Annotated in this window: 17 protein-coding genes; 6 read left to right on the top strand and 11 right to left on the bottom strand. The window is 73.6% G+C overall.

Translation table 11 applies throughout. The features are described 5' to 3' along the window. The first annotated feature begins 44 nt into the window (after positions 1-44). On the top strand, positions 45-788 hold the full coding sequence (locus tag ACFRFC_RS32095; RefSeq protein WP_382693093.1) for an SDR family oxidoreductase: 744 nt from the start codon (positions 45-47) through the stop codon (positions 786-788). Between the two features lie 200 nt (positions 789-988). Here the strand turns inward: ACFRFC_RS32095 and ACFRFC_RS32090 are convergent, their stop codons facing one another. Further along, positions 989-2,179 (bottom strand): ROK family transcriptional regulator, encoded by a 1,191-nt coding sequence (locus ACFRFC_RS32090; protein ID WP_382693091.1) that lies wholly within the window; start codon positions 2,177-2,179, stop codon positions 989-991. A 127-nt stretch (positions 2,180-2,306) separates the two neighbouring features. On the opposite strand from ACFRFC_RS32090, the gene ACFRFC_RS32085 reads away from it, so the two are divergent. The 3 genes from ACFRFC_RS32085 (at position 2,307) to ACFRFC_RS32075 (ending at position 6,245) form a co-directional block, all read left to right on the top strand. Then, positions 2,307-3,527, top strand: a complete 1,221-nt coding sequence (locus ACFRFC_RS32085) for an MFS transporter (protein WP_382693089.1) — start codon at positions 2,307-2,309, stop codon at positions 3,525-3,527. Between the two features lie 216 nt (positions 3,528-3,743). Further along, positions 3,744-4,700, top strand: a complete 957-nt coding sequence (locus ACFRFC_RS32080) for a LysR family transcriptional regulator (RefSeq protein ID WP_382693087.1) — start codon at positions 3,744-3,746, stop codon at positions 4,698-4,700. A 138-nt stretch (positions 4,701-4,838) separates the two neighbouring features. Next, positions 4,839-6,245 (top strand): uracil-xanthine permease family protein, encoded by a 1,407-nt coding sequence (locus ACFRFC_RS32075; protein ID WP_382693085.1) that lies wholly within the window; start codon positions 4,839-4,841, stop codon positions 6,243-6,245. Here the strand turns inward: ACFRFC_RS32075 and ACFRFC_RS32070 are convergent. Then, complete coding sequence (locus ACFRFC_RS32070; RefSeq protein ID WP_382693142.1) at positions 6,221-7,372, bottom strand: glycoside hydrolase family 6 protein; 1,152 nt, start codon at positions 7,370-7,372, stop codon at positions 6,221-6,223. The genes ACFRFC_RS32075 and ACFRFC_RS32070 overlap by 25 nt on opposite strands. Positions 7,373-7,562: 190 nt before the next feature. Between ACFRFC_RS32070 and ACFRFC_RS32065 the strand changes: the two genes are divergently transcribed. Then, positions 7,563-8,405: a DUF5995 family protein gene (locus ACFRFC_RS32065; protein ID WP_383112672.1), complete on the top strand. Its 843-nt coding sequence runs from the start codon at positions 7,563-7,565 to the stop codon at positions 8,403-8,405. A 7-nt stretch (positions 8,406-8,412) separates the two neighbouring features. Here ACFRFC_RS32065 and ACFRFC_RS32060 read toward each other — a convergent pair whose 3' ends face one another. From ACFRFC_RS32060 to fmt, 8 genes are all read right to left on the bottom strand, one after another. Then, complete coding sequence (locus ACFRFC_RS32060; protein WP_382693081.1) at positions 8,413-10,113, bottom strand: flavin monoamine oxidase family protein; 1,701 nt, start codon at positions 10,111-10,113, stop codon at positions 8,413-8,415. A 292-nt stretch (positions 10,114-10,405) separates the two neighbouring features. Continuing rightward, positions 10,406-10,858 carry an Lrp/AsnC family transcriptional regulator gene (locus ACFRFC_RS32055; protein ID WP_382693139.1) on the bottom strand — a complete coding sequence of 151 codons (453 nt, stop codon included), beginning with the start codon at positions 10,856-10,858 and terminating at the stop codon, positions 10,406-10,408. Between the two features lie 125 nt (positions 10,859-10,983). Further along, entirely contained in the window at positions 10,984-12,426 is a 1,443-nt protein-coding gene (locus ACFRFC_RS32050) for a GuaB1 family IMP dehydrogenase-related protein (protein ID WP_382693137.1), read from the bottom strand. A gap of 131 nt (positions 12,427-12,557) precedes the next feature. Then, a complete protein-coding gene (locus ACFRFC_RS32045) occupies positions 12,558-12,872 on the bottom strand; it encodes a barstar family protein (protein WP_382693079.1) in 315 nt (104 codons plus the stop codon). A gap of 31 nt (positions 12,873-12,903) precedes the next feature. Then, complete coding sequence (locus ACFRFC_RS32040) at positions 12,904-13,947, bottom strand: sugar-binding transcriptional regulator (RefSeq protein ID WP_382693077.1); 1,044 nt, start codon at positions 13,945-13,947, stop codon at positions 12,904-12,906. Between the two features lie 211 nt (positions 13,948-14,158). Beyond that, a complete protein-coding gene (rpe, locus tag ACFRFC_RS32035) occupies positions 14,159-14,857 on the bottom strand; it encodes a ribulose-phosphate 3-epimerase (RefSeq protein ID WP_382693075.1) in 699 nt (232 codons plus the stop codon). A gap of 667 nt (positions 14,858-15,524) precedes the next feature. Beyond that, positions 15,525-16,943 carry an RsmB/NOP family class I SAM-dependent RNA methyltransferase gene (locus tag ACFRFC_RS32030; protein WP_382693074.1) on the bottom strand — a complete coding sequence of 473 codons (1,419 nt, stop codon included), beginning with the start codon at positions 16,941-16,943 and terminating at the stop codon, positions 15,525-15,527. Positions 16,944-17,255: 312 nt separating this feature from the next. Then, on the bottom strand, positions 17,256-18,188 hold the full coding sequence (gene fmt / locus ACFRFC_RS32025; RefSeq protein ID WP_382693072.1) for a methionyl-tRNA formyltransferase: 933 nt from the start codon (positions 18,186-18,188) through the stop codon (positions 17,256-17,258). Positions 18,189-18,451: 263 nt separating this feature from the next. On the opposite strand from fmt, the gene ACFRFC_RS32020 reads away from it, so the two are divergent. Then, complete coding sequence (locus ACFRFC_RS32020; RefSeq protein WP_382693070.1) at positions 18,452-18,985, top strand: hypothetical protein; 534 nt, start codon at positions 18,452-18,454, stop codon at positions 18,983-18,985. Between the two features lie 227 nt (positions 18,986-19,212). On the opposite strand, the gene ACFRFC_RS32015 is transcribed toward ACFRFC_RS32020, so the two are convergent. Continuing rightward, positions 19,213-21,372, bottom strand: coding sequence for a primosomal protein N' (locus ACFRFC_RS32015; RefSeq protein WP_382693068.1), 2,160 nt, complete (start codon positions 21,370-21,372; stop codon positions 19,213-19,215). Positions 21,373-21,579 lie beyond the last annotated feature (207 nt).

Raw genomic sequence — 21,579 nt, 5'->3', positions numbered from 1 at the left:
CGGCCCCGGCCGGGGCGCGCGGTGTCCGGAAGGGACTGAACAGCATGAGCACGATTGTGGTGACCGGCGGTACCGGAACGCTCGGCCGGCTCGTCGTCGAGCGGCTGCGCGCGGAGGGGCACGAGGTGCGGGTGCTCAGTCGGCACGCCCGGCCGTACGCCGTCGATCTGCGGGTGGGCGGTGCCGCGTTGGACGCGGCCGTCGCCGGGACGGACACCGTTGTGCACTGCGCGAGCACGCCTCGCGGGGGTGATGAGAAGGCGGCGGCGCGGCTGATCGGGGCGGCGCGGGCGGCGGGTGTCCGGCATCTCGTCTATATCTCCATCGTCGGCGTCGACCGGGTGCCGCTCGGCTACTACCGGACCAAGCTGGCGGTGGAGCGGCTGGTGGAGGGGTCGGGGCTGGGGTGGACCGTGCTGCGGGCCACGCAGTTCCACGATCTGGTCGCCGGGGTGTGTGCGGTGCTGGCGAAGGCGCCGGTGATGTTCGTGCCGTCGAGGGTGAGCGATCAGCCGATCGCGGTGGCCGAGGTCGCGGACCGGCTGGCGGGGCTGGCGGTGGGGGCGCCTCGGGGGCGGGTGGCGGACATGGGTGGGCCCGAGGTGCGGTCGTTCGCGTCGCTGGCGGGGGCGTACCTGGGCGCGGTGGGGAAGCGGCGGCGGGTGGTTGAGGTGCGGTTGGGCGGGCGGGTGTATCGGGGGTTTCGGGGTGGGGGGCATCTGGTGGCGGAGGGGGGCGTGGGGAAGGGGACGTTCGAGGAGTACCTGGTGGAGAGGTTCGGGGGGTGACGGGTGACGGGTGAGGGGTGGGCGCGTGGGGGTGGGGGTGGTGCGGGCTGTGTGGCGGCTTTCCGTTCGTCGTGGTTGCTCGCGCAGTTCCCCGCGCCCCTAAGAGCCTCGCCCTCGCGTCCCTGAAAATCGCGCCCCCACTCCCCCAGAAGCCGCAATCCCCGTGCCCCTGAAAAAAAGAACTGGCAACAGGGGGTCGTCTACCGGTCCTGCGGGGCGAAGACCGTGTCCTGGGCCTGCTCTCGGGCTGTGAGGAGGGCGCCTCTGAGGACCGCGTCGCCGCCGAGTTCGCTGGGGCGGACCTCCGTCGTCAGGGGGGACATGCGGCGGATACGGGACTCGACCCTCGTGGCCAGTTCGGGGCCGCCCGCCCGGCCCACCTCGCCGCCCAGGACCACCCAGCCGGGGTCCAGGATGGCGGCGACCGAGGCGACGCCGATGGCGATGCGGTCGGCGAGGACGTCGAGGAAACGGGCGGCGTCCGGGGTACCGGACCGCGCCGCCGCGCGGACGACAGCGGCGGCCGGGAGTTCGCCCGGTGCCGGCGGGGCCGCCGTGAGACCGTGTTCCGCCGCGAGGCGTTCGATCGCCGCCGAGCCCGCCAGGGAGTGGAAGCCGCCCTCGCAGTCCCGCGCCGACGGCAGGCCCGAGGTGCCCGGGACCGGGAGGAAGCCGATCTCGCCGGTACCGCCGGAGGCACCGCGGCGCAGGATGCCGTCGAGGACGACCGCGGCACCGGCGCCATGGCCGAGCCAGAGCAGCACGAAGGTGTCCCGGTCGCGGGCGGCACCGTCGCGCCGCTCGGCGACGGCGGCGAGATTCGTCTCGTTCTCGACGGTCACCCGGGCCTCGGGCAGCCGTTCCTGGAGGGCCGCCGCCAGTCTGCGGTGCCAGGCGGGCAGGCCCGTGGAGTCACGCAGCTCACCGGTCGCCGGGTCGATCAGGCCCGGGGCGCCGATCCCCACGGTGTGCAGCCGGTCGGCCCCGGCCTCCTTGGCGGTCCGCTCGACCAGCGCCACCGCCTGCTCCACGGCGGGCCCGGTCCCGAGGTCACCCCCGATCGGCACGGCGGCCCGGGCCAGCACCTCCCCGAGCAGATCGGAGACGATCACCGAGAGGCCCTCCGTGCGGGCGTCGACCGCGGCGAGATGGGCGAGCCCGGCGACGATCCCGTACAACCGGGCGTTCGGGCCACGCCGCTGCTCCCCCGCCTCGCCCACCACCTCGACCAGCCCGGCGGCGGTGAGCCGCTCCACCAGGTCGGCCACGGTCGGCCGGGACAGTCCGGTCAGCTGCTTGAGCTGACCCGCCGTCAACGGCCCCTCGTCCTGGAGCAGACGCAGGGCGAGCCGGTCGTTGATGACCCGGGCGGTGCTCGGGGATGCGGGCATGCCGGGATCCTCCCAGATGGCGAGGGCCGCGCCGATCACGGCCGCCGAAATTCCCCTATCTATCAGGCAGGGACCCTGATAGTTTACGGCGTCGAATGGGACGACACACAACGGGGAGGGTCCCAGCATGAGCGGGACGGCCAAGGGCAGCCACGATCAGCGTGCCGTGCGGCACGCGCGGTACGCCGTGGCGGCGGTGTTCCTGGTCCATGGATCGGTGACCGGGTCGTTCGCGACCCGGGTGCCGTGGATCCAGGACCACGCCGGGGTGAGCGCGGGCCAGCTGGGCCTCGCGCTGGCGTTCCCGGCGCTCGGCGCCTCGCTGGCGATGCCGCTGGCGGGCCGGATCAGTCACCGTTTCGGCGCCCGGACCGCCTTGCGCGCCCTGCTGGCCCTGTGGACGCTCTCCCTGATCCTGCCGTCGCTGTCGCCGAACATGGCCACCCTCTGCCTCGCCCTGTTCGTGTACGGCGCGACCTCCGGCATGGCGGACGTGGCCATGAACGCGCTCGGCGTCGAGATAGAGAACCGCCTCGGCCGCTCGATCATGTCCGGCCTGCACGGCATGTGGAGCGTCGGCGCCCTGATCGGCTCGGCGGGCGGCACTCTGGCCGCGCACCTGGGCACGGACGCCCGGCTGCACCATGTGATCGCCGCCGGGGTGCTCACGATGCTGGGGCTCATCGCCTGCACCTGGGTACTGGATCTCCAGCCCGCCGAGAACGAGGAGCCGCCGCCGCGGTTCGCGCTGCCGCCCAAGTCGGCGGTGCTGATCGGCGCGGTCGGGTTCTGCGCGGTGTTCGCGGAGGGCGCCAGCCTGGACTGGTCGGCGATCTATCTGGAGGACCAGCTCGGCAGCTCGGCCGGGCTCGCGGCGGCCTGCACGACCGGCTTCACCCTCACCATGGCGGTGGCCCGGCTGGCCGGTGACAAGGTCGTGGACCGCTACGGCTCGGTCCGCACGGTCCGCTCCGGCGGGTTCCTCGCCGTGGTCGGCGGTCTGCTGATCGTCCTCGGCGGCCACCCGGCCGTCGCCATGACCGGCTTCGCCCTGATGGGGCTGGGCATCGCGGTGGTCGTACCGCTGTGCTTCGCCGCCGCCGGGCGCAGCGGGCCCAACCCGAGCCAGGCCATCGCGGGCGTCGCGACCATCACGTACACCTCGGGTCTGGTCGCGCCCAGCGCGATCGGCGGGCTGGCCCAGCTGACCAGCCTGGTGATCTCCTTCGCCCTGGTGACCTTGCTGTCGAGCGGCCTGGTCGTCTTCGCCAAGGTCCTGCGCTCGGGTGACCGGGAGCGGCCGAGGGTGACGGGGCCGAGCCCGGCGGTTGCCGAGCCGCAGCCCTGACGTCGGCGCGGTTCCTCGGTTCCTGGGCGTCGTCGGGTCTCGCGGTGGTTGTGCGGAGGGGAGAGAAACCCCGGCCTGGACGGGTCACCTCGCCGGGTGTGTCGTAGCTGGTCAGACACGGTTGATTCAGCCATCGAAGCGCCGGTCGCCGGGCCGGATCACACAACAGGACAACCCGCGCGTCACAACCGTTCGTTGTTCTCCTAGGGTGAGCGCGTGGACCTCAACGCCGTACGCACCTTTGTCGCCGTCGCCGACAGCGGGCAGTTCCAGAAGGCCGCCGTGGATCTGGTGCTCACCCAGCAGGCCGTGTCCAAGCGGATCGCCGCGCTGGAGCGGGACGTCGGGGTGCGGCTGCTCACCCGGACCGCCCGGGGCGCCGAACTCACCATCGACGGGCAGGCGTTCCTGCCGCACGCGCGTGCCCTGCTGCTCGCCGAGGAGCGGGCCGCGGCGGCGGTACGGCCCGGCAGCCGGGCCCTGCGTGTCGATGTGATCGGGCGGCGGCTGTCGCTGGCCGGGGTGCTGCACGACTTCCACCGGCGGTACCCGGAGATCGCCCTGGACGTGGTGACGCTGCCCAGCGCCGAGGCGGCGATCACCGCCGTCCGGAACGGCACGATCGACGCGACCTTCCGCGCGGTGACCATGCCGGGGCAGCGGCTGCCGGACGGCATCGCGGCGGTGCCGGTGCTGGACGAGCCGCTGCTGCTGTTCACCGGCCCCGGGCACGAGTTCGCGGGCGCGGCCTCCGTCGCCCTGGCGGAACTCGCCGGGCACCGCATCTGGATGCCGGGCAACGCGCCCGGCACGGAGTGGTCCGCCTACTACGAGGAACTGGCCGCCGCCTTCGGGCTGACCATCGACACCATCGGCCCCAACTTCGGTGTCGAGGCCCTCATCGACACCATCGCCGGTTCCACCACCCTCGCGACCTTCCTCGGCGAGCGCACCCCGCTGGTCTGGCCCACCGGCTACGACATGCGGCTCGTCCCGGTGTGCGACCCCACGCCGGTCTACCCGCACTTCCTGGTCTGGCACGCCGAGAACCCGCACCCGGCGCTGCCCCCGCTGCGCGCCCATTTCGCCACGGTCCAGCCGGGACGCGCGGCGGCGGAGCCGGGCACCTGGCGTCCGGTGTGGACCCGGCACGGGGGCGTCGTACCCGGCTGACCGGCGGTGGCCCCCTCCACGCCCCTCCCCTTACCTCCCCCACCCCCGACCCAGAGCCCCCCGCCCCGGTCACCGACCTCCCCTCCCCACCCCCGACAATGACCCTGACCTGCACGCACGACGAAAGCGACCCCTGCCATGGATCTCGGCGTCCGCTGGAAACTGCACGGTGACGGACGCACCCCGGCGCCCGGTGCGGTGGTCCGGCCCGATGAGCGGCTGACCTGGCCGCGCACCGCCGGACTCGGCGCCCAGCATGTGGTCGCCATGTTCGGCGCGTCCTTCGTCGCCCCGGTCCTGATGGGCCTGGACCCGAATCTGGCCATCATGATGTCGGGCGTCGCGACGGTCGTGTTCCTGCTGGCGACGCGCGGAAAGGTGCCGAGCTACCTCGGCTGCTCGCTGTCGTTCGTCGGGGTCGCCGCCGTCATCCGCGCGCAGGGCGGCAGCAGCGCCACGGTGACCGGCGCGGTCTTCGTGGTCGGCGCCGCGCTGTTCCTCGTAGGGCTCGCGGTGCGGCGGTTCGGGGCGCGGATCATCCACGCGGCGATGCCGCCGGTCGTGACCGGCGCGGTGGTGATGCTGATCGGCTTCAATCTCGCCCCGGTCACCGCGTCCACCTACTGGCCGCAGGACCAGTGGACCGCTCTGCTGGTGATGCTGTTCACCGCGTTCGCGGTGGTGTGTCTGCGCGGCTTCTGGTCCCGGATCGCGATCTTCCTGGGCCTGCTCTTCGGGTACGGCGTCTCCTGGGCGTTCGACCGGATCTTCGGCCCGATCCACTCGGTCGACGCGAGCGGCCAGGTCACCGACCACTGGCGGCTGGACTTCTCCGCCGTCGGCCAGGCCGACTGGATCGGGCTGCCCGCCTTCCACGGCCCGTCCTTCGAGTGGTCCGCGATCCTGGTCGCGCTGCCGGTCGTGATCGCGCTGGTCGCGGAGAACGCCGGGCACGTCAAGGCGGTCGGCGAGATGACCGGCGACTCCCTCGACGACAAGCTCGGTACGGCGATCTCCGCCGACGGCGTCGGCTCCATGCTGTCGACGGCGGTCGGCGGCCCGCCCAACACCACGTACTCCGAGAACATCGGCGTGATGGCCGCGACCCGCGTCTACTCGACGGCCGCTTACTGGGCCGCCGCCGGTTTCGCCCTGCTGTTCGGCCTGTGCCCGAAGTTCGGCGCGATCGTCGCCGCGATCCCCGGCGGGGTCCTCGGCGGCATCACCGTCATCCTGTACGGCATGATCGGCCTGCTCGGCGCGCAGATCTGGATCAACGCCGACGTCGACCTGCGCAATCCGCTGAACCTGGTCCCGGCCGCCGCCGGCATCATCATCGGCGTCGGCAATGTCTCCCTGAAGATCAGCGACAACTTCTCGCTCAGCGGCATCGCGCTCGGCACCCTCGTCGTCATCACCGGCTACCACGCCCTGCGCGCCTTCGCCCCCGCCCACCTCAAGACACAGGAACCCCTGCTGGACGAGGGCACCAGTTCGTACGACACGCCGGGCGGCGACGGTCAGACGCCGCGCGCCAAGTCGTAGGCGTACGACGGGGTGAACGTGCCCGGCGTGCCCTTGCACCCGTCGGACTCGCCGGGGAGCTTCACCCACAGGTAGGCGTCGACGCGGGCCTCGCCGGTGCTGAGCGTGGGCGCCGTGCCGAGCAGCCGCCCGGCGGGGTCGCACCACTCGCCGTCGGCCGGGGCGCCGTTGCCGTTGCGGCTGGTGTCGATGACCGCGCCGAGCCCGTCGGGGCCGCCGAGGGCGTCCAGCACCTGGCGGGCGTAGCCGATCTCGTCGGCCGTGCGGTGGAAGTTGGAGACATTGCTGAAGATCCCGTCGGAGGACTCGGGCGAGGCCGCGCCCGCCTGCCGCAGCAGCGCGGCCTGATCGGCGGGGGCGTGCCAGCCGGAGTGCCCGGCGTCGTAGTACACGCGGGCCCGCGGGTTGGCGGCCTTCAGCACCCGGCCCGCGCGGGCCAGCGAGGCGAACCGGTCGGCGCGCTCGTCCTCGGACAGACAGCCGGACTGCGCGATCGAGTCCGGCTCCAGGATCACGATGACCTCGGCGTCCCCGAGCCCGGCGGCGAAGGCATCGATCCACGCGTCGTAGGCGGCGAGATCCGGCGCCCCGCCCTGGGAGTGCCCGCCGCAGTCACGGTCCGGGACGGCGTACGGCACCAGCACCGGGACCCGGTCCTGCGCGGCGGCGCCGGAGGTGACCTCGCGGACCCGGCCGGTGAGGGTGCCGGGCGTGTCGTCGGGGAACCACACCGCCGCCGGGCGGGCGGCTATCGCCGATTCGATCAGGTCGGCGCGTGGATCGCCGGGGTTGTCCCGGACCCAGTCCAGCACCTGCGACTCGGGGTGACGGTAGAGACGGGAGGGGGCGGGGGTGGTCCGGGGCTCGGTCGCGGGGGGACTGCTGGGTGGGGGCACGGGCGTCGGCGTCGCCGTTCGTTCCGGGGTGGGACCGGATGACGGCGAGGCGGACGCGGAGGGCGTGACCGCCGACCGCGAGGGCGAGGGTGGCACGGGGTGGCGTTCGACGCGCGGAGTGCCGGTGACCTCGGCGGGTCCGGCCTCGTCCGGGCGGGGCGGCTCCCCGCTCGCCGCCAGCAGCCCGGCGACCGCGCCGACCGTCATCACCACCGACGCCGCCACGACCATGGCGTGCCGCCCGGCCGCACGCCTGCGCGCCGCCCGACGGGCCGCCAGACGCCGCGCACGTGAGCCTGTCACCGTACGATCCCCCTCGTCCCCGGCCTTCGTCCCCCACCGCGACGGCCGCGTCCCCCGTTCTGGGGAAGCGGCGGGCCCTTGGGCACCGTGGCCGACCCAAGGCTGGGACCCTGCCCCCATGGCGCCGTTGGAACACCTCACCACACCCGTCGGCACGGTGGTCGCACGGATGCGCACTCTCGACGCGACCCTGCCCGCGCGGGACGGGGTCGCCGTCTTCAACCGCGTCTATCTCGCGGCCACCCAGGCCGTGCACGGGGACATCGGCACCGGCCGGTTCACGGACCCGGGGGCGGCGACCACGCGGGACATACGCCCCACCGATCCGGGGACAGCGACCACCCTGGACATACGCCCCACCGATCCGGGGACAGCGACCACCCTGGACATACGCCCCACCGATCCGGGGACAGCGACCACCCTGGACATACGCCGCGCCGATCCACGAGGGGCGGCCACCCTGGCCGTACGCCTCACCGAGCGCTATCTGACAGCCGTCGACGCGGCGGCACAGGGGCACCGTCCGCCCGCCTGCTGGCGTCCGCTGTTCCAGCTCCGCCGCCATCCCGGCGTACGCCCGTTGCAGTTCGCGCTGGCCGGGGTAAATGCGCACATCGGGCACGATCTGGCGCTCGCCGTGGTGGACGCCTGCCGTACGCTCGACTGCGCTCCGGCCGGCCTGGAGGACGAGTTCGACCGGGTGGGCGCTCTCCTCGCAGCGCTGGAGGAGCGCGTCCGCGAGGATCTGATGCCGGGTCCCGATCTGCTCCGGATCGCCGATCCGCTGACCCATCTGCTGGGCGCGTGGAGCCTGGAGCGGGCCCTGGACTCCGCCTGGGCGGCGGCGCGGGCGCTGTGGGGGCTGCGGGCCCTGCCGGACGTGGCCGGGGAGTTCACCGACCGCCTGGACGCGGCGGTCGGCTTCGCGGGCCGCATGATGCTGACGCCGCTGCCGGGCTGAACTCCGCTCAATCCTCCGGGAGTTCGACCGGCGCGATCTCGTCGTACAGATCGCCGGGGCCGGGGTTGGCCGGGTCGGTCGTGCCGCCGAGGTGGTGCATCACGCCCCAGACCGCGTTCAGCGCGGTCTGCACGGCGCCCTCGGCCCAGCCCGCCGTCCAGGAGATGTCGTCACCGGCCAGGAAGAGGCCCCGCTTGTCGGCGGGCAGCCGGTCCTGCATGAAGTGGGTGAACAGGCGCCGCTGGTAGCGGTAGTGACCGGGCAGGTTGGCCTTGAACGCGCCCATGAAGTACGGCTCGTTCTCCCAGGACACGGTCACCGGGTTGCCGATGATGTGCTTGCGGATGTCGACGCCGGGATAGATCGTGCCGAGCGACTTCAGCATGACCTCCATCCGCTCGTGCGCGGACAGCGGCAGCCACTTCAGACTGTCGTCGCACCAGGTGTACGAGAGACAGATCACGGCCGGTCGGTCCGGACCGTCGTCCAGCAGATAGGTACCGCGGGTCATCCGGTCGGTGAGCGTCATGGACATCAGGTCCCGCCCGGTGTCCTGGTCCTTGTCCCGCCAGAACGGCCGGTCGACGGGGACGAACAGCTTGCTGGACTCCATGTAGTGGGTGCGCTCGATGGCGGTCCAGTGGTCGATCGGGAACAGCGCGTCGTCGCAGGCGATCTGGGAGAGCAGCATCCAGGACTGGGCGGTGAAGACCGCCGCCGGGTACGTACGGATGTCGCCGTCGGCGTCGGTGACGGTGATCCGGTTCCCGGCGGTGCGGTGCAGCCGGGTGACGGCGGGCCGGGGCACGCCGTCCTGGTGCAGGGAGGCGAGCGAGGTGCCGAGCGCCCAGTGCACGATCTTGTGCGGCTCGCGCTCCCAGAGCCGCAGCGGCAGTTGCTGGGAGCCGCCGACGATGCCCCGGTGGTGGTCGTCGGCCTCGGTGTAGACGACCCGCAGGATCTCCAGGATGGAGTTGGGGAAGTCGGTGTCCCAGCCGCCGGTGCCGAAGCCGACCTGGCCGAAGATCTCGCGGTGCCGGAAGGACGCGAAGGCGTCGGAGTCGCAGAGGAAGCCGTAGAACGTCTGGTTGTCGAGCCGCTCCACCAGCCGGGCCCAGATCTCGCGGATGCGCGGTACGTCCCGCTCGCGCAGGGCGCGGTTCATGTCGGAGAAGTCGGCGCCCTCCTCCAGGCACCGGTTCCAGGCGTCGGCGACCTCGCGGTAGACGGGTGGGAGGTCGGCTGCGGTCTCGGCGTAGTGCGACTCGCCCTTGAGGTCGACGACGGTCGACGGGGTGGCCTCGGCGAGCGGGTTGGGGAAGGGCCGGGTGGTCAGCCCGACCAGGTCGATGTAGTGCTGGAGGGCGGTGGAGGAGGGCGGGAAACGCATCGCGCCCATCTCGGCGGTGAGCCCCTCGGTGCCCGGCCCCTCGAAACCGACGGTCCGCAGCCGCCCGCCGATCCGGTCGGCCTCGTACACGACTGGCCTGAGGCCCATCTTCATCAGCTCGTACGCGGCGACGATGCCGGACAGCCCGCCGCCGATGACGGCGACCTCGGTGCCGTGCCCGGTCGCCGGTAGCTGGCCGAGCCCCGCCGGATGCGCGAGGAAATCGTCGTACGCGTACGGGAAGTCCGGACCGAACATGGTGATCGGCGGCTGCCGCTCCCCGGCGTGCTCGACGGCGTTGGGCACGGTGGACGTCATGGGGTACGGGCTCCTTGCGGGGTGCTGCGGCGGGGGCCGGGTGCATGGGTACGGCCCGCACGCACCGCCGGGCGACCGGAAGGGCGCCGGGGTGGCCGGGTGCGGGGGTCTCCCAAAACGGTAAAGGCGGGGTCAGACGCGGACAAGAAGGGGCCGTTGCGCGCCGGTGCGCGGATCATTGCGTGGATCGGGGGCGGGACGGCGATTCATTGCGTCGCCCCGTCTCCGGCCCCCAACGGGTCCGCGCCCCCCGTACCCGCCCCGTCCCCGTACCGCCCGCGCACCGCCCCCCTCAGCTCGGCGCCCCCGACGAGAACCGTCTCAGCAGCGGCGACAGCACCAGCACCGACTTGGTCCGCTCAACGAACGGCTCCCCGGCGATCCGCTCCAGCACCCGCTCGAAATGCCGCATGTCGGAGGCGAACACCTGCGCGACGGCATCGGCCTCACCGGTGACGGTGGAGGCGGCCACGATCTCCTGGTAGCGCTCCAGGCCCCGCCGGATGGTCTCCGGCGAGGTGTTGCCCCGGCAGTAGATCTCCACGAACCCCTCGGTCTGCCAGCCGAGCGCCGACGGATCCACCCGTACCGTGAAGCCGGTGATGGCGCCCGTCGCCCGCAGCCGGTCCACCCGGCGCTTCACGGCGGGCGCGGACAGACCGACGAGCTGCCCGATGTCCGCGAAGGAGCGGCGGGCGTCCTCGGCGAGGGCGTGCAGGATGCGTTCGTCGAGATCGTTGAGCACGGAGGAAGTAGAACACGGCACCGGCCCCCTCCTCGATCCCCGCACCTCCCTGGTCAGGAGGGCGCAAGGGACGACCGGGGGCGTCGGCCCATGGGCGGGCGAAAGAGATATGCCCCCGGGACGGCTCAGCTCCAGCTCGCGTGCAGCGGCTTGCCCTCCGCGTAACCCGCCGCGCTCTGGATGCCGACAATCGCCTTCTCGGCGAACTCCTCCAGGGAGGCGGCGCCCGCGTAGGTGCAGGAGGAGCGGACGCCCGCGATGATCGAGTCGATCAGGTCCTCGACGCCGGGCCGGTCCGGGTCCAGGAACATCCGGGAGGTGGAGATGCCCTCCTCGAACAGCGCCTTGCGGGCCCGGTCGTACGCCGACTCCTCGGAGGTCCGGTTGGCCACGGCACGCGCGGAGGCCATGCCGAAGGACTCCTTGTAGAACCGGCCTCCGGCGTCCTGCTGAAGGTCGCCGGGCGACTCGTAGGTGCCCGCGAACCAGGAGCCGACCATCACATTGGACGCCCCGGCGGCCAGCGCCATCGCCACATCGCGCGGGTGGCGGACCCCGCCGTCGGCCCATACGTGCTTGCCGTACTTCCTCGCCTCCGCCGCGCACTCCAGCACCGCCGAGAACTGCGGCCGGCCGACCCCGGTCATCATCCGGGTGGTGCACATCGCGCCGGGACCGACCCCGACCTTGATGATGTCGGCACCGGCCTCGACCAGATCCTTGACGCCCTCGGCGGACACGATGTTCCCGGCGACGATCGGCACCCGCGGGTCCAGGTCCCGGACCAGCTTGACCGCGCTGATCATCGACTCCTGATGGCCGTGCGCCGTATCGATGACGAGGGTGTCGACGCCCGCGGCGATCAGCCGCTCGGCCTTGCGCGCGACCTCGCCGTTGATCCCGACAGCGGCGGCGATCCGCAGCTTGCCGTCGGCGTCCACGGCCGGGGTGTAGAGCGTGGCGCGCAGCGCGCCGGTACGGGTGAGGATGCCGGCCAGCCTGCCCTCCCGGTCCACGGCGGGCGCGTACCGCCGGTTGGCGCCGTCCAGCCGGTTGAACGCCTCGCGCGGATCGATGTCCGCGTCGAGCAGCACAAGATCCTTGGACATGACCACTTCGAGCTGGGTGAACCGGTCGACGCCGGTCAGATCCTGGTCGGTGACGACCCCGATGGGCCGCTGGTGCTCATCGACCACGACGCCCGCGTTGTGCGCCCGCTTGGGCAGCAGCGCCAGCGCGTCGGCGACGGTCTGGTGCGGGGCGAGCACGATCGGTGTGTCCAGGACGAGATGGCGGCTCTTGACCCAGGCGACGACCTCGGCGACCACATCGAGCGGAATGTCCTGCGGCAGGACCACGAGCCCGCCCCGCCGGGCCAGCGTCTCCGCCATGCGCCGCCCGGCGATGGCGGTCATATTGGCGACGACCAGCGGAATCGTGGTGCCCGTGCCGTCCGGGGAGCTGAGGTCCACGGCCTGCCGCGAGCCGACGGCGGACCGGCTCGGCACCATGAAGACGTCGTCGTACGTCAGGTCGTACGAGGGCCGGATGTCGTTGAGGAAACGCACGTGCTGCACATCCCAGTCGTTCAGAGGCGGCCCCCGGACAGGACAGCCAGGGGGAAGAGCACGTACTTCAGTGTCCCATGCCGCCCGGAACGCCCCACCAGGTCACATCATCCAGCCTGGTCAGCCCACGTCTAGGAGCTTCCTCCAAGCGCCAGCGCGACGGTCAGCCCCGCCCCCGCACCGGCCGCCTGCCCGAACACCTCAACGGCCGTCTCCCACTCCCTGGGCCGCGCGGCGGCGTACGCCTCCCAGTTCCGTACGACGATCAGCAGCCCCCGCTCCACCGACTCCCCCGGCCACAGCTCACGGTCGGCGAGACTGTCGGCCAGCGCGTCCCAGTTCCGCCCGAACCAGTCGGGCAGCGCCAGCGCGCGGGCGCAGCGGTCCATCAGCCCGGCCTTGTCGGTGACCCCGCCGAGGTCGAGGCTCACCACGACTGCCGTCATGCCGGAACCGCCTTCGTCCTTGTCGGGGCCATCAGAGTCCGTCGGGGTCCGCCCGGTTCAGCGCGGAGCGCGGCGGGCCGCCGGCCGTCATCAGGTAGTCGGCCGCCGAGGTGTCCGTGACCAGGCTGGTGACCAGCCCCGAGCGCAGTACGGCGTCGATCGCCGCCGCCTTGCGCTGGCCGCCCGCGATGGCGACGACCTCCGGCACCCGGCGCAGCTGGCCCGCCCTGACCGTGATGCACCGCTCCCCGAGGTCCCGCCCGATCCGGCGGCCCTCGGAGTCGAAGAGGTGCGCGGCCATCTCGGCGGCGACGCCGAGCGAGGCGTAGTGCGCGCGCTCCTCGTCGCTGAGCATGTCGTGCACGGTCGAGATGCCGGGCTCCCAGGAGCCGATGGACACACAGGCCACGGTGACCTTGTCGAAGTACTCGAAGGCTCGCGCGAGGCCGGTCTGCTGGCGCAGCGCCGTCGCGGTGGCCGCGTCCGGCAGCAGCATCGGCGCGTAGATCGGGTGGGCGTCGCCACCGGACACCTGGGCGGCGCGGCGCACGGCCTCCACCGAGCCGCGCTCGGAGGTCCCGGCGTCGTAGACCCCGGTCAGCTGCACCACCGTGCACGGCGGCAGTCTGTCCAGCGCGGCGGCCATGTGGATGGTGGACCGGCCCCAGGCCAGGCCCAGCACATCGCCCTCGTTGACGAGTTCGGCGAGCAGCTCCGCGGCGACCTCGCCGAGGTTCTCGGGGTCGGGGGTCTCCTCGGCCTCGGCCGGGGACTCGACCACCACGGCGTGCCGCAGACCGTAGCGGGCGCGCAGCGCGTCGGAGCGCTCGGCGTCCAGCTCGGCCGGGACGCGGATCTCGATGCGTACGAGATCCCGTTCGAGGGCGGTCTCCAGGACCCGGGCCACCTTGAAGCGGCTGACGCCGAACTCCTCCGCGATCTGGATCTTCGATTTGCCCTCAAGGTAGAAGCGGCGGGCCATGGCCGCCGCCTGGACCAGCTCAGCGGGTCCCATCCGCATGGCTGACCGGCCCGCCGACATACCCGACACGGCGTTCTCCTCACTGCTGTTCACATTCTGGATTCGCCGTTCATCCTCGCAGATTCGGCGGAGTTGATCAGCCCTGATGGGAGCCGTTCACATTTCCTTGGCCGGGTGTCTGCCCGGTCGGGCGGTTCCCGGACCGGTCCGACCGCCGGCCCCGGGGTGGGTGGTCCACCCCGGACCGTGCAGGTGGGTGGTGTTACCGGTGCCGGTGGTCCACTGGAACGCGGGCGGGCGGCCGTCACGCCCCGTGCTGGTGCGCGCACGCCCAGGAGGCGCGGGCGGTGGCCGACTCGGCCTGAGTGCGCAGGGCACGGACCGCGTCGGCCGGGTCGGCGGCCCCGTAGACGGCCGAACCGGCGACGAAGACGTCCGCGCCGGCCTCGGCGCACCGCTCGATCGTGGCCGCCGACACCCCGCCGTCGATCTGGAGCCAGAGTTCAAGTCCGTGTTTGGCGATCAGCTCACGGGTCCGGCGGATCTTCGGCAGCATGATGTCGAGGAACGCCTGCCCGCCGAAGCCGGGCTCGACCGTCATGATCAGCAGCATGTCGAGTTCGGGGAGCAGATCCTCGTACGGCTCGATGGGGGTCGCGGGCTTGAGCGCCATGGCGGCGCGGGCACCCTTGGCGCGGATCTCGCGCGCGAGGCGCACGGGCGCGGCGGCGGCCTCGACGTGGAAGGTGACGGAGGAGGCCCCCGCCTCCACGTACTGCGGGGCCCACCGGTCCGGGGCCTCGATCATCAGATGCAGGTCCAGCGGGGTGTCCGTGGCACGAGCCAGCGACTCCACGACCGGCACGCCGAGGGTGAGGTTCGGGACGAAGTGGTTGTCCATGACGTCGACATGGAGCCAGTCGGCTCCGTCCACCGCCTTGGCCTCCTCGGCAAGACGCGCGAAGTCGGCGGACAAAATACTGGGACTGATCTGAACGGGCATGCCCTAAGCGTCCCATGCCGGACGGGGGTGGACCGAGGGGGTACGGGGGGGGGACCTGGCCGTCCGTCCGGGGTGGGCATTGCGCCCTCCCGGGCGACAGGGGTGCGGGCGGCTTCCGGACGGCCCGGGGGCACCTCGCCGGACGTCCTTCAGGCGGCCCGAGCGCAGCAGCGGGGGGACGGGCGAGGGGGTCCGGCCGTCCGTCCGACGTGGGCTCGCGCACCCCCGAGGGCGGCAGGGGGATACGGGCGCCTTTCGGACGACCCGGCGGAACACCGGCCGGACGACCTTCAGCAGCCATACGCAGCAGCGACCGGACGGGCAGGGCCGGGCCGGGGACCATCGCTCCGGCTCCAGCACAGGCTTTGATCACCCTCGGGGGCGGCCCAAGGGGTACGGGGCGGACCCCGACCGTCCGCCCGGCGCTCCCTGGACGGCAAGGGTTCGGGCGGCTTTCGGACGGCCCGGCCAGCAGCCAGCCAGCCACCCGACCTTTACACAGCCCGGGCGCAACAGCGACCAAACGCCGTTCAAACGGCCCGGAACAGCGGGGCCGCAGCCTCAGGCGGCCCGGCGCAGCGGCGGCGGCCAGCAGCCCTCAAACAGCCCGGCACCGCAACAGCCGCAACCCCCAAGCGGCCCGGCACCGCAACAGCCGCAGCATCCCTCAAGCAGTCCGACGCAGCAGCGCCAGATACATCGCGTCCGTGCCGTGCAGGTGGGGCCAGAGCTGGATGTCGGGGCCCTCGCCCAGGTCCGGTACGCCGGGCAGCAGCGGGCGGGCGTCGATGAGGTCGGCGCCGGGGAACTGCTTGAGCAGGTCCGCGACCACCGCGCGGGTCTCCGCGAGGTGCGGTGAACAGGTGGCGTAGCCGACGATCCCGCCGACCCGGACGGACTCCAGCGCCGTGCGCAGCAGACCGCGCTGGAGCGGGGCGAACCCTTCGAGGTCATCGGGGCGGCGCCGCCAGCGGGCCTCGGGGCGGCGGCGCAGGGCGCCGAGACCGGTGCACGGTACGTCCATCAGGACCCGGTCGAAGGTGCCGGGCCGCCACGGCGGACGGGTGCCGTCGGCGGTGATCACCTGGTACGGGCCCAGGTTGCCGTCCAGCGCCCGCGCCACCAGCCCGGCCCGGTGCGGCTGCCGCTCGGCGGCCAGCAGGGTGGCCCCCCGCCCGGCGGCGAGCGCGGCGAGCAGCGCGGCCTTGCCGCCGGGCCCGGCACAGCCGTCGAGCCACTTCTCATCGGGGCCGTCGACGGGCGCGTTCGCGAGGGCCAGCGCGACCAGCTGGCTGCCCTCGTCCTGCACCCCGGCCCGCCCCTCGCGCACGGCGTCGACCGCGCCGGGCTCACCGCCCTCGGCCAGCCGCACGGCGTACGGCGACCAGCGCCCCGGCACGGCGGCCTCCTCGCGCAGCAGCTCGTCGGTCGTGGCCCGCCCGGGACGGGCGACCAGCGTCACCTCCGGCCGCGCGTTGTCGGCGGCGAGCAGCTCCTCGATCCCGGCCCGGCCCCCGCCGAGCGAGTCCCACAGCGCGGAGACCACCCAGCGCGGATGGGAGTGCACGACGGCGAGATGGTCCTCGGGGTCCTCGTCGTAGGGCGGCGCGATCCGCGCCAGCCAGGCGTCGAGATCGTCCTGCGCGATCTTCCGCAGCACGGCGTTCACGAACTTGGCCCGTCCGTCGCCGAGCACCACCCGCGCCAGCTCCACGGTCGCGGACACCGCGGCGTGACTGGGGATCCGGGTGCCGAGCAATTGATGCGCGCCCAGGGCCAGCACGTCCAGCACCGGCGGGTCCACCTCGCGCAGCGGCCGGTCCACACAGGCGGCGATGATCGCGTCGTACGTCCCCTGCCAGCGCAGCGTGCCGTACACCAGCTCCGTGGCCAGCGCCGCGTCCCGTCCGTCGAAGCCCTCCTTCTCCCGTGCCTTGCGCAGCAGCGGCGGCAGGACGAGGTTGGCGTAGGCGTCCCGCTCGTCCACCGCGCGCAGCGCGTCGAAGGCGAGGATGCGGACGGGGTCCTTCTGGGGACGGCGGTAGGGTTTGCCGGGCTTGCGGGGCCGACGTGCGGTGTCGCTCACGAAAAGGTGCTCCGGATGGGTCCGTCGATGGGGTCCGTCGATGTGTGCATGCTGTCCGTCGATCTGTGCATGTGGGGTGCACCCAGCGTACGTCGCGGGGCGGGGCGCGTTTCCGCCGCGAGCGCAGCCGGATTGCGCCGGAGCGTCCCGACCGCACCGGGGTCACGCGGGCGCGCCTTGCCGCCCTGGGGGTCACGCGGGCGCCCCCTGCCGCCAACGGGGGTCACGCGAGCACCCCGACGGCCGCCTCCCGGTCCCGCGCTGAGCGCCCCACGCGCCCGCGCCGGGCCCCGGGAGCCACCCTCGCGCGAGCTACCCCCCGAGCACCTCACCGTCGGCGTCGCGCACCCCGCGTGCCCAGTCGGCCGCGCGCATCGGCTTCTTGCCCTGGGCCTGCACCCACAGCAGCTCGACGGCGTGCGAGCCGGTGCCGACGTAGACATTGTTCTTGCCGACGGACAGCTGCCCAGGGGCGAGTTCCTTCCGCTCCGGCAGCGACGCGACCTGGATCAGCTTCAGCCGCTCGCCCCGGAACACGGTCCAGGCGCCGGGCGCGGGCGTGCAGCCGCGCACCACCCGGTCCACCCGCAACGCGGGCGCCGCCCAGTCGATGTGCGCGTCCTCGACGGAGATCTTCGGGGCGAGGGAAACACCGTCGGCGGGCTGCGGTACGGCGGTCAGGGTGCCGTCCTCGACGCCGTCCATGGTCGCGGCGAGCAGCCCGGCCCCGGCGAAGGCGAGCCGGGTGAGCAGGTCGCCGCTGGTGTCGGTGGGGCGGATGACCTCGGTGACCGTCCCGTACACCGGCCCGGAGTCCAGCCCCTCCTCGATCAGGAAGGTGGACGCGCCGGTGATCTCGTCGCCCGCCATGACGGAGTGCTGCACGGGGGCCGCGCCGCGCCAGGCGGGCAGCAGGGAGAAGTGCAGATTGACCCAGCCGTGCGCCGGGACGTCGAGGGCGACCCGGGGCAGCAGCGCCCCGTAGGCGACGACGGGGCAGCAGTCCGGGGCGATCGCGCGCAGCCGCTCCAGGAAGTCGGCATCACGCGGCTTCGCCGGCTTCAGCACCTCGATGCCGGCCTCCGCCGCCCGCTCGGCCACCGGTGAGGCGACCAGTCGGCGGCCCCGCCCGGCGGGCGCGTCGGGCCGCGTGACGACGGCGGCCACCTCGTGCCGCCCGGAGGCGAGCAGGGCGTCCAGCGCGGGTACGGCGACTTCGGGGGTACCGGCGAAGACCAGCTTCATAGGGGGTATCGGGCCTCTCGGGCGGGGGTCGACACAGGCGGCGCGCGCGGCTGTCGGTGCGGGCAGCGCACAGTGTAAGCGGCAGGCCACTGCGCGACGGAGCCGCCCGCGCACGCGCCGCCACCGGGGGCGTACGCATATGCCCTTACGCCCCTGGACCGTGACCCGTGGCGCGAAGACGCGTTGGTCAAGAAAGAGTTGACCAACGGGCCGCGGTCGCGACCCGATCCTTTCTCCTCAACGCCGGTTCGAGAGGCTTGTTCATGGCCGACCACGCAACCCACGACGCCCAGGCTCGGGCCAGCCTGCACTTGCTGGTGCGGGACATCGAGCGGGTCCGCCGGCAGGTGGACGCGTTGCGCACCCTCACCGCCCAGCTGGGCAACGTCTACCGCCCGCGCCGCTCGGGCCCCTCCACGGGCTTCGTCGTCTACGGACGGGCCCCCGCCCCGACGGTCCGTCTCGCCCAGGAACTGCGGGACAGTGTCGAGACCCTGGTCACCGCCGCGGTCGACTTCGACCGCTCGCTCGGTTTCTCGTGGGACGCGGTGGGCTCCGCCCTAGGGGTCACCAAGCAGGCGGTCCACCGCCGCTACGGCTCCCGCCGGGCCACCGCGCAGGCCGCCGCCGAGGCCGAACGCGCGACGGAGCCGTCGGGCAGCCGCCCGGTCGGCGTGCCGGGCGCCCTGCCGACCGTACCGGCCGCCCGCGCGATGCCGACCCAGCCGACCGCGGGCAGCCCGGTCCTGCGGGACGACCCGCGCCCCACAGCGTTCCCGGGCCCCCGCAACGGCTGACCGGCGGCGCCCGCCCGCACACCTGCTGATGTCCCGCCTTCCCGGCATCGTCCGGGAGGCGGGATTCTGCCATCTGGGCGAACATTTCCCCTGCTCCGGGGCGAAGGCCCCACTACCCCCGGGGCGAAGGCCCGAGCCCGGACCCGGCAGCCCAGCTTCCCCCGCTCCCCAATACCGCCCACACCCCCACACCCCCACGCCCCTCCCCCACCTCCGGCCCCGCCGTCTCACCCAATATCCGGCGGATCCACCCGCACCCGAACCGCCGCCCCCTCCCCTCCCCCACCCTTCGCCATCCGAGCCGCCTGTGCGGTCTTCAGGGCGGAGGCGAGGGCGGCGCCACTGCCCGGCGGCACCCGGACCAGCACCCGGTCCCAGTGCTCGCCCGGCGGCGGGGCGCCGGTCCGGCGGGGGCGGCCAGGGGCCGTGTCCGGCACCGGTACGGGCCCGAGCAGCTCCGCGTCGGACGGCAGTTCGGCGGCGGCCAGGAACTGGGCGACGGCCTCGGGCGGCCCGGAGAGCGACGCCATCCGGGAGACGGGCGGGAACCCCAGTTCGGCCCGCTCGGCCAGCTCGCGCACGGCGTGCCCGACGGGATCCCAGCGCACCAGCGCCTGTACGGGCCGCAGGGTCGGCTCGGCGACGATCACGACGGTGCCGCCGGACGGCTGGTCGCGTACCAGGGCGGCGGCGGCGATCCAGCGCCGCAGCGCGTCCTCACCGGCGCGCAGATCGGGCCGTCCGAGCATCGCCCAGCCGTCGAGCAGCAGGGCGGCGGCGTAGCCCCCCTCGGCGACGGGCTCGGCCCCCGGTGTGCTGACGACCAGCGCGGGCGCACCCGGCACCGTGTCCAGCACATGCTCGCGCCCGGAGGTCCGCACCGGAACCGCGGGAAAGGCCCGCCCCAGTTCCTCGGCGGTCCGGCGTGCCCCCACGATCTGCGCGCGCAGCCGGAAGGACCCGCACTCCGGACAGTGCCAGGCGCTCTCCTCCCGCCCGCACCACCCGCAGGCGAGCGTCTCGCCCTGGGCGTGCGCCTCCAGCGGCCCGGAACAGTGCCGGCAGCGGGCGGGCGCCCGGCACTGCGCGCAGGCCATCCGCGGCACGTACCCCCTCCGGGGCACCTGCACGAGCACGGGCCCGTGCCGCAGCCCTTCCCGTACGACCTGCCAGGCGAGGCTGGGCAGCCGCGCGGCCCGCGCCGCCTCGTCCCGCGCGAGATCCCCGTCACCGACGGTCCGCACCAGGGGCGCGGTCGCCCGCACCCGCTCCCGGGACGCCACGACGGGCCGCGCCCAGCCGCTGTCCACGAGCTGCGCGGCCTCGACCGTGCAGCTCCAACTCCCCAGCAGGAAAGCGCACTTGTCCAGTGCGGCCCGCAGCAGCAGCACTTCACGCGCATGGGGCTGCGGAGCGTGCGGCTCGCTGTGGCTGTCGTCGCCGTCGTCCCAGATGGCCACCAGCCCGAGATCGCGCACGGGCGCGAACATGGCGGCCCGGGTCCCCACCACGGCCCGCACGGACCCGCGCCGCACGGCCAGCCACTGCCGGTACCGCTTCTCGGGCCCCGCCTCCGCCGTGAGCACGGCGTGCCGCCCCTGCCCCAGTACCTCGCTCAGGGCGGCGTCGACCCGCGCGACAGCCCGCCCGTCCGGTACGACGACCAGCGCCCCGCGCCCCGAGGCGAGCGTGGCCGCGACGGCACGGGCCACCTCCTCGCTCCACTCGGGTCCGGGCAGCGCGTTCCACACCGCGCGGGGAGCGCCGCCGGAGGCGAGGGCCTCGATGAACGCGCCCCCGTTCTCGTAGCGCCCCCAGGTGCCCGCCTCCGGTGCCTTCGGCGGCGGCGATGGTTCCGGCGAGGGGCGGCCCTCGGCGCGCGCGTTGCGGGGTGGCACGGCGAGTTGCAGCACATCGGCCAGGCTCCCGGCGTACCGGTCGGCGACGGCACGGGCGAGCCCCAGCAATTCCTCGTCCAGCACCCGCTCGGGCGACACGACCTGCGCCAGCGCGGCCAGCGGCCCGGAGTAGTCGCTCGCGGCCAGCCGCTCGATCAGGAATCCGTCGATCAGCCCCCCGCCCTCTCGCCGCCCCTCCCGCACCCGGTGCCGCCCGGCGCCGAACCGCACCCGCACCCGCACCCCCGGCTGCGCCTCGGCGTCCAGCTCCCGGGGCACCGCGTAGTCGAAGTACCGGTCGAGATGCAGCACCCCCTTGTCCACCAGCACCCGCGCCACCGGCAGCTCCTCCGCCAGCGCGGCCCCCCGCCAGGTCCGCGGCTTCGCCCGGGGCACCTTCGCCTGGCGCACACTCTCCCGAATGAACGCGAGCTGCTCCGGCGGCGCCCCCGCGCCCCCACCCTCCACCGGCCCATCCTCGCTGCTCACACTTGCATTCTTACCAAACAGCACTGACAACACGACGGGACCGCCCACCCGGCCCCGGCTCCCTCACGTCCCCCGAGCCCCCCAAGCTCTCCAAGCCCCCGGAGTTCCCCGGGCGCCGCGCGGACCGAAACGCCGAGGCCCGGCCCCCCGCAGGGATGCTGTTGGTTAATTCGGGCCTGGTTGCTTCGCCCCGTCGCTATGCGGCGG

It is taken from the genome of Streptomyces sp. NPDC056734, assembly GCF_042790455.1.
In the GTDB taxonomy this organism is placed as follows: domain Bacteria; phylum Actinomycetota; class Actinomycetes; order Streptomycetales; family Streptomycetaceae; genus Streptomyces.
The sequence above is the reverse complement of the archived record's forward strand: the minus strand, read 5'-3'. Positions and strand labels throughout refer to the sequence as shown.

Excerpts from the sequence above, each read along its gene's own strand:
- ACFRFC_RS32095 (WP_382693093.1), top strand. The coding sequence starts at position 45 with ATGAGCACGATTGTGGTGACCGGCGGTACCGGAACGCTCGGCCGGCTC.
- ACFRFC_RS32090 (WP_382693091.1), bottom strand. The coding sequence starts at position 2,179 with ATGCCCGCATCCCCGAGCACCGCCCGGGTCATCAACGACCGGCTCGCC.
- ACFRFC_RS32085 (WP_382693089.1), top strand. The coding sequence starts at position 2,307 with ATGAGCGGGACGGCCAAGGGCAGCCACGATCAGCGTGCCGTGCGGCAC.
- ACFRFC_RS32075 (WP_382693085.1), top strand. The coding sequence starts at position 4,839 with ATGGATCTCGGCGTCCGCTGGAAACTGCACGGTGACGGACGCACCCCG.
- ACFRFC_RS32070 (WP_382693142.1), bottom strand. The coding sequence starts at position 7,372 with ATGGTCGTGGCGGCGTCGGTGGTGATGACGGTCGGCGCGGTCGCCGGG.
- ACFRFC_RS32065 (WP_383112672.1), top strand. The coding sequence starts at position 7,563 with ATGGCGCCGTTGGAACACCTCACCACACCCGTCGGCACGGTGGTCGCA.
- ACFRFC_RS32060 (WP_382693081.1), bottom strand. The coding sequence starts at position 10,113 with ATGACGTCCACCGTGCCCAACGCCGTCGAGCACGCCGGGGAGCGGCAG.
- ACFRFC_RS32045 (WP_382693079.1), bottom strand. The coding sequence starts at position 12,872 with ATGACGGCAGTCGTGGTGAGCCTCGACCTCGGCGGGGTCACCGACAAG.
- rpe (WP_382693075.1), bottom strand. The coding sequence starts at position 14,857 with ATGCCCGTTCAGATCAGTCCCAGTATTTTGTCCGCCGACTTCGCGCGT.
- fmt (WP_382693072.1), bottom strand. The coding sequence starts at position 18,188 with ATGAAGCTGGTCTTCGCCGGTACCCCCGAAGTCGCCGTACCCGCGCTG.
- ACFRFC_RS32020 (WP_382693070.1), top strand. The coding sequence starts at position 18,452 with ATGGCCGACCACGCAACCCACGACGCCCAGGCTCGGGCCAGCCTGCAC.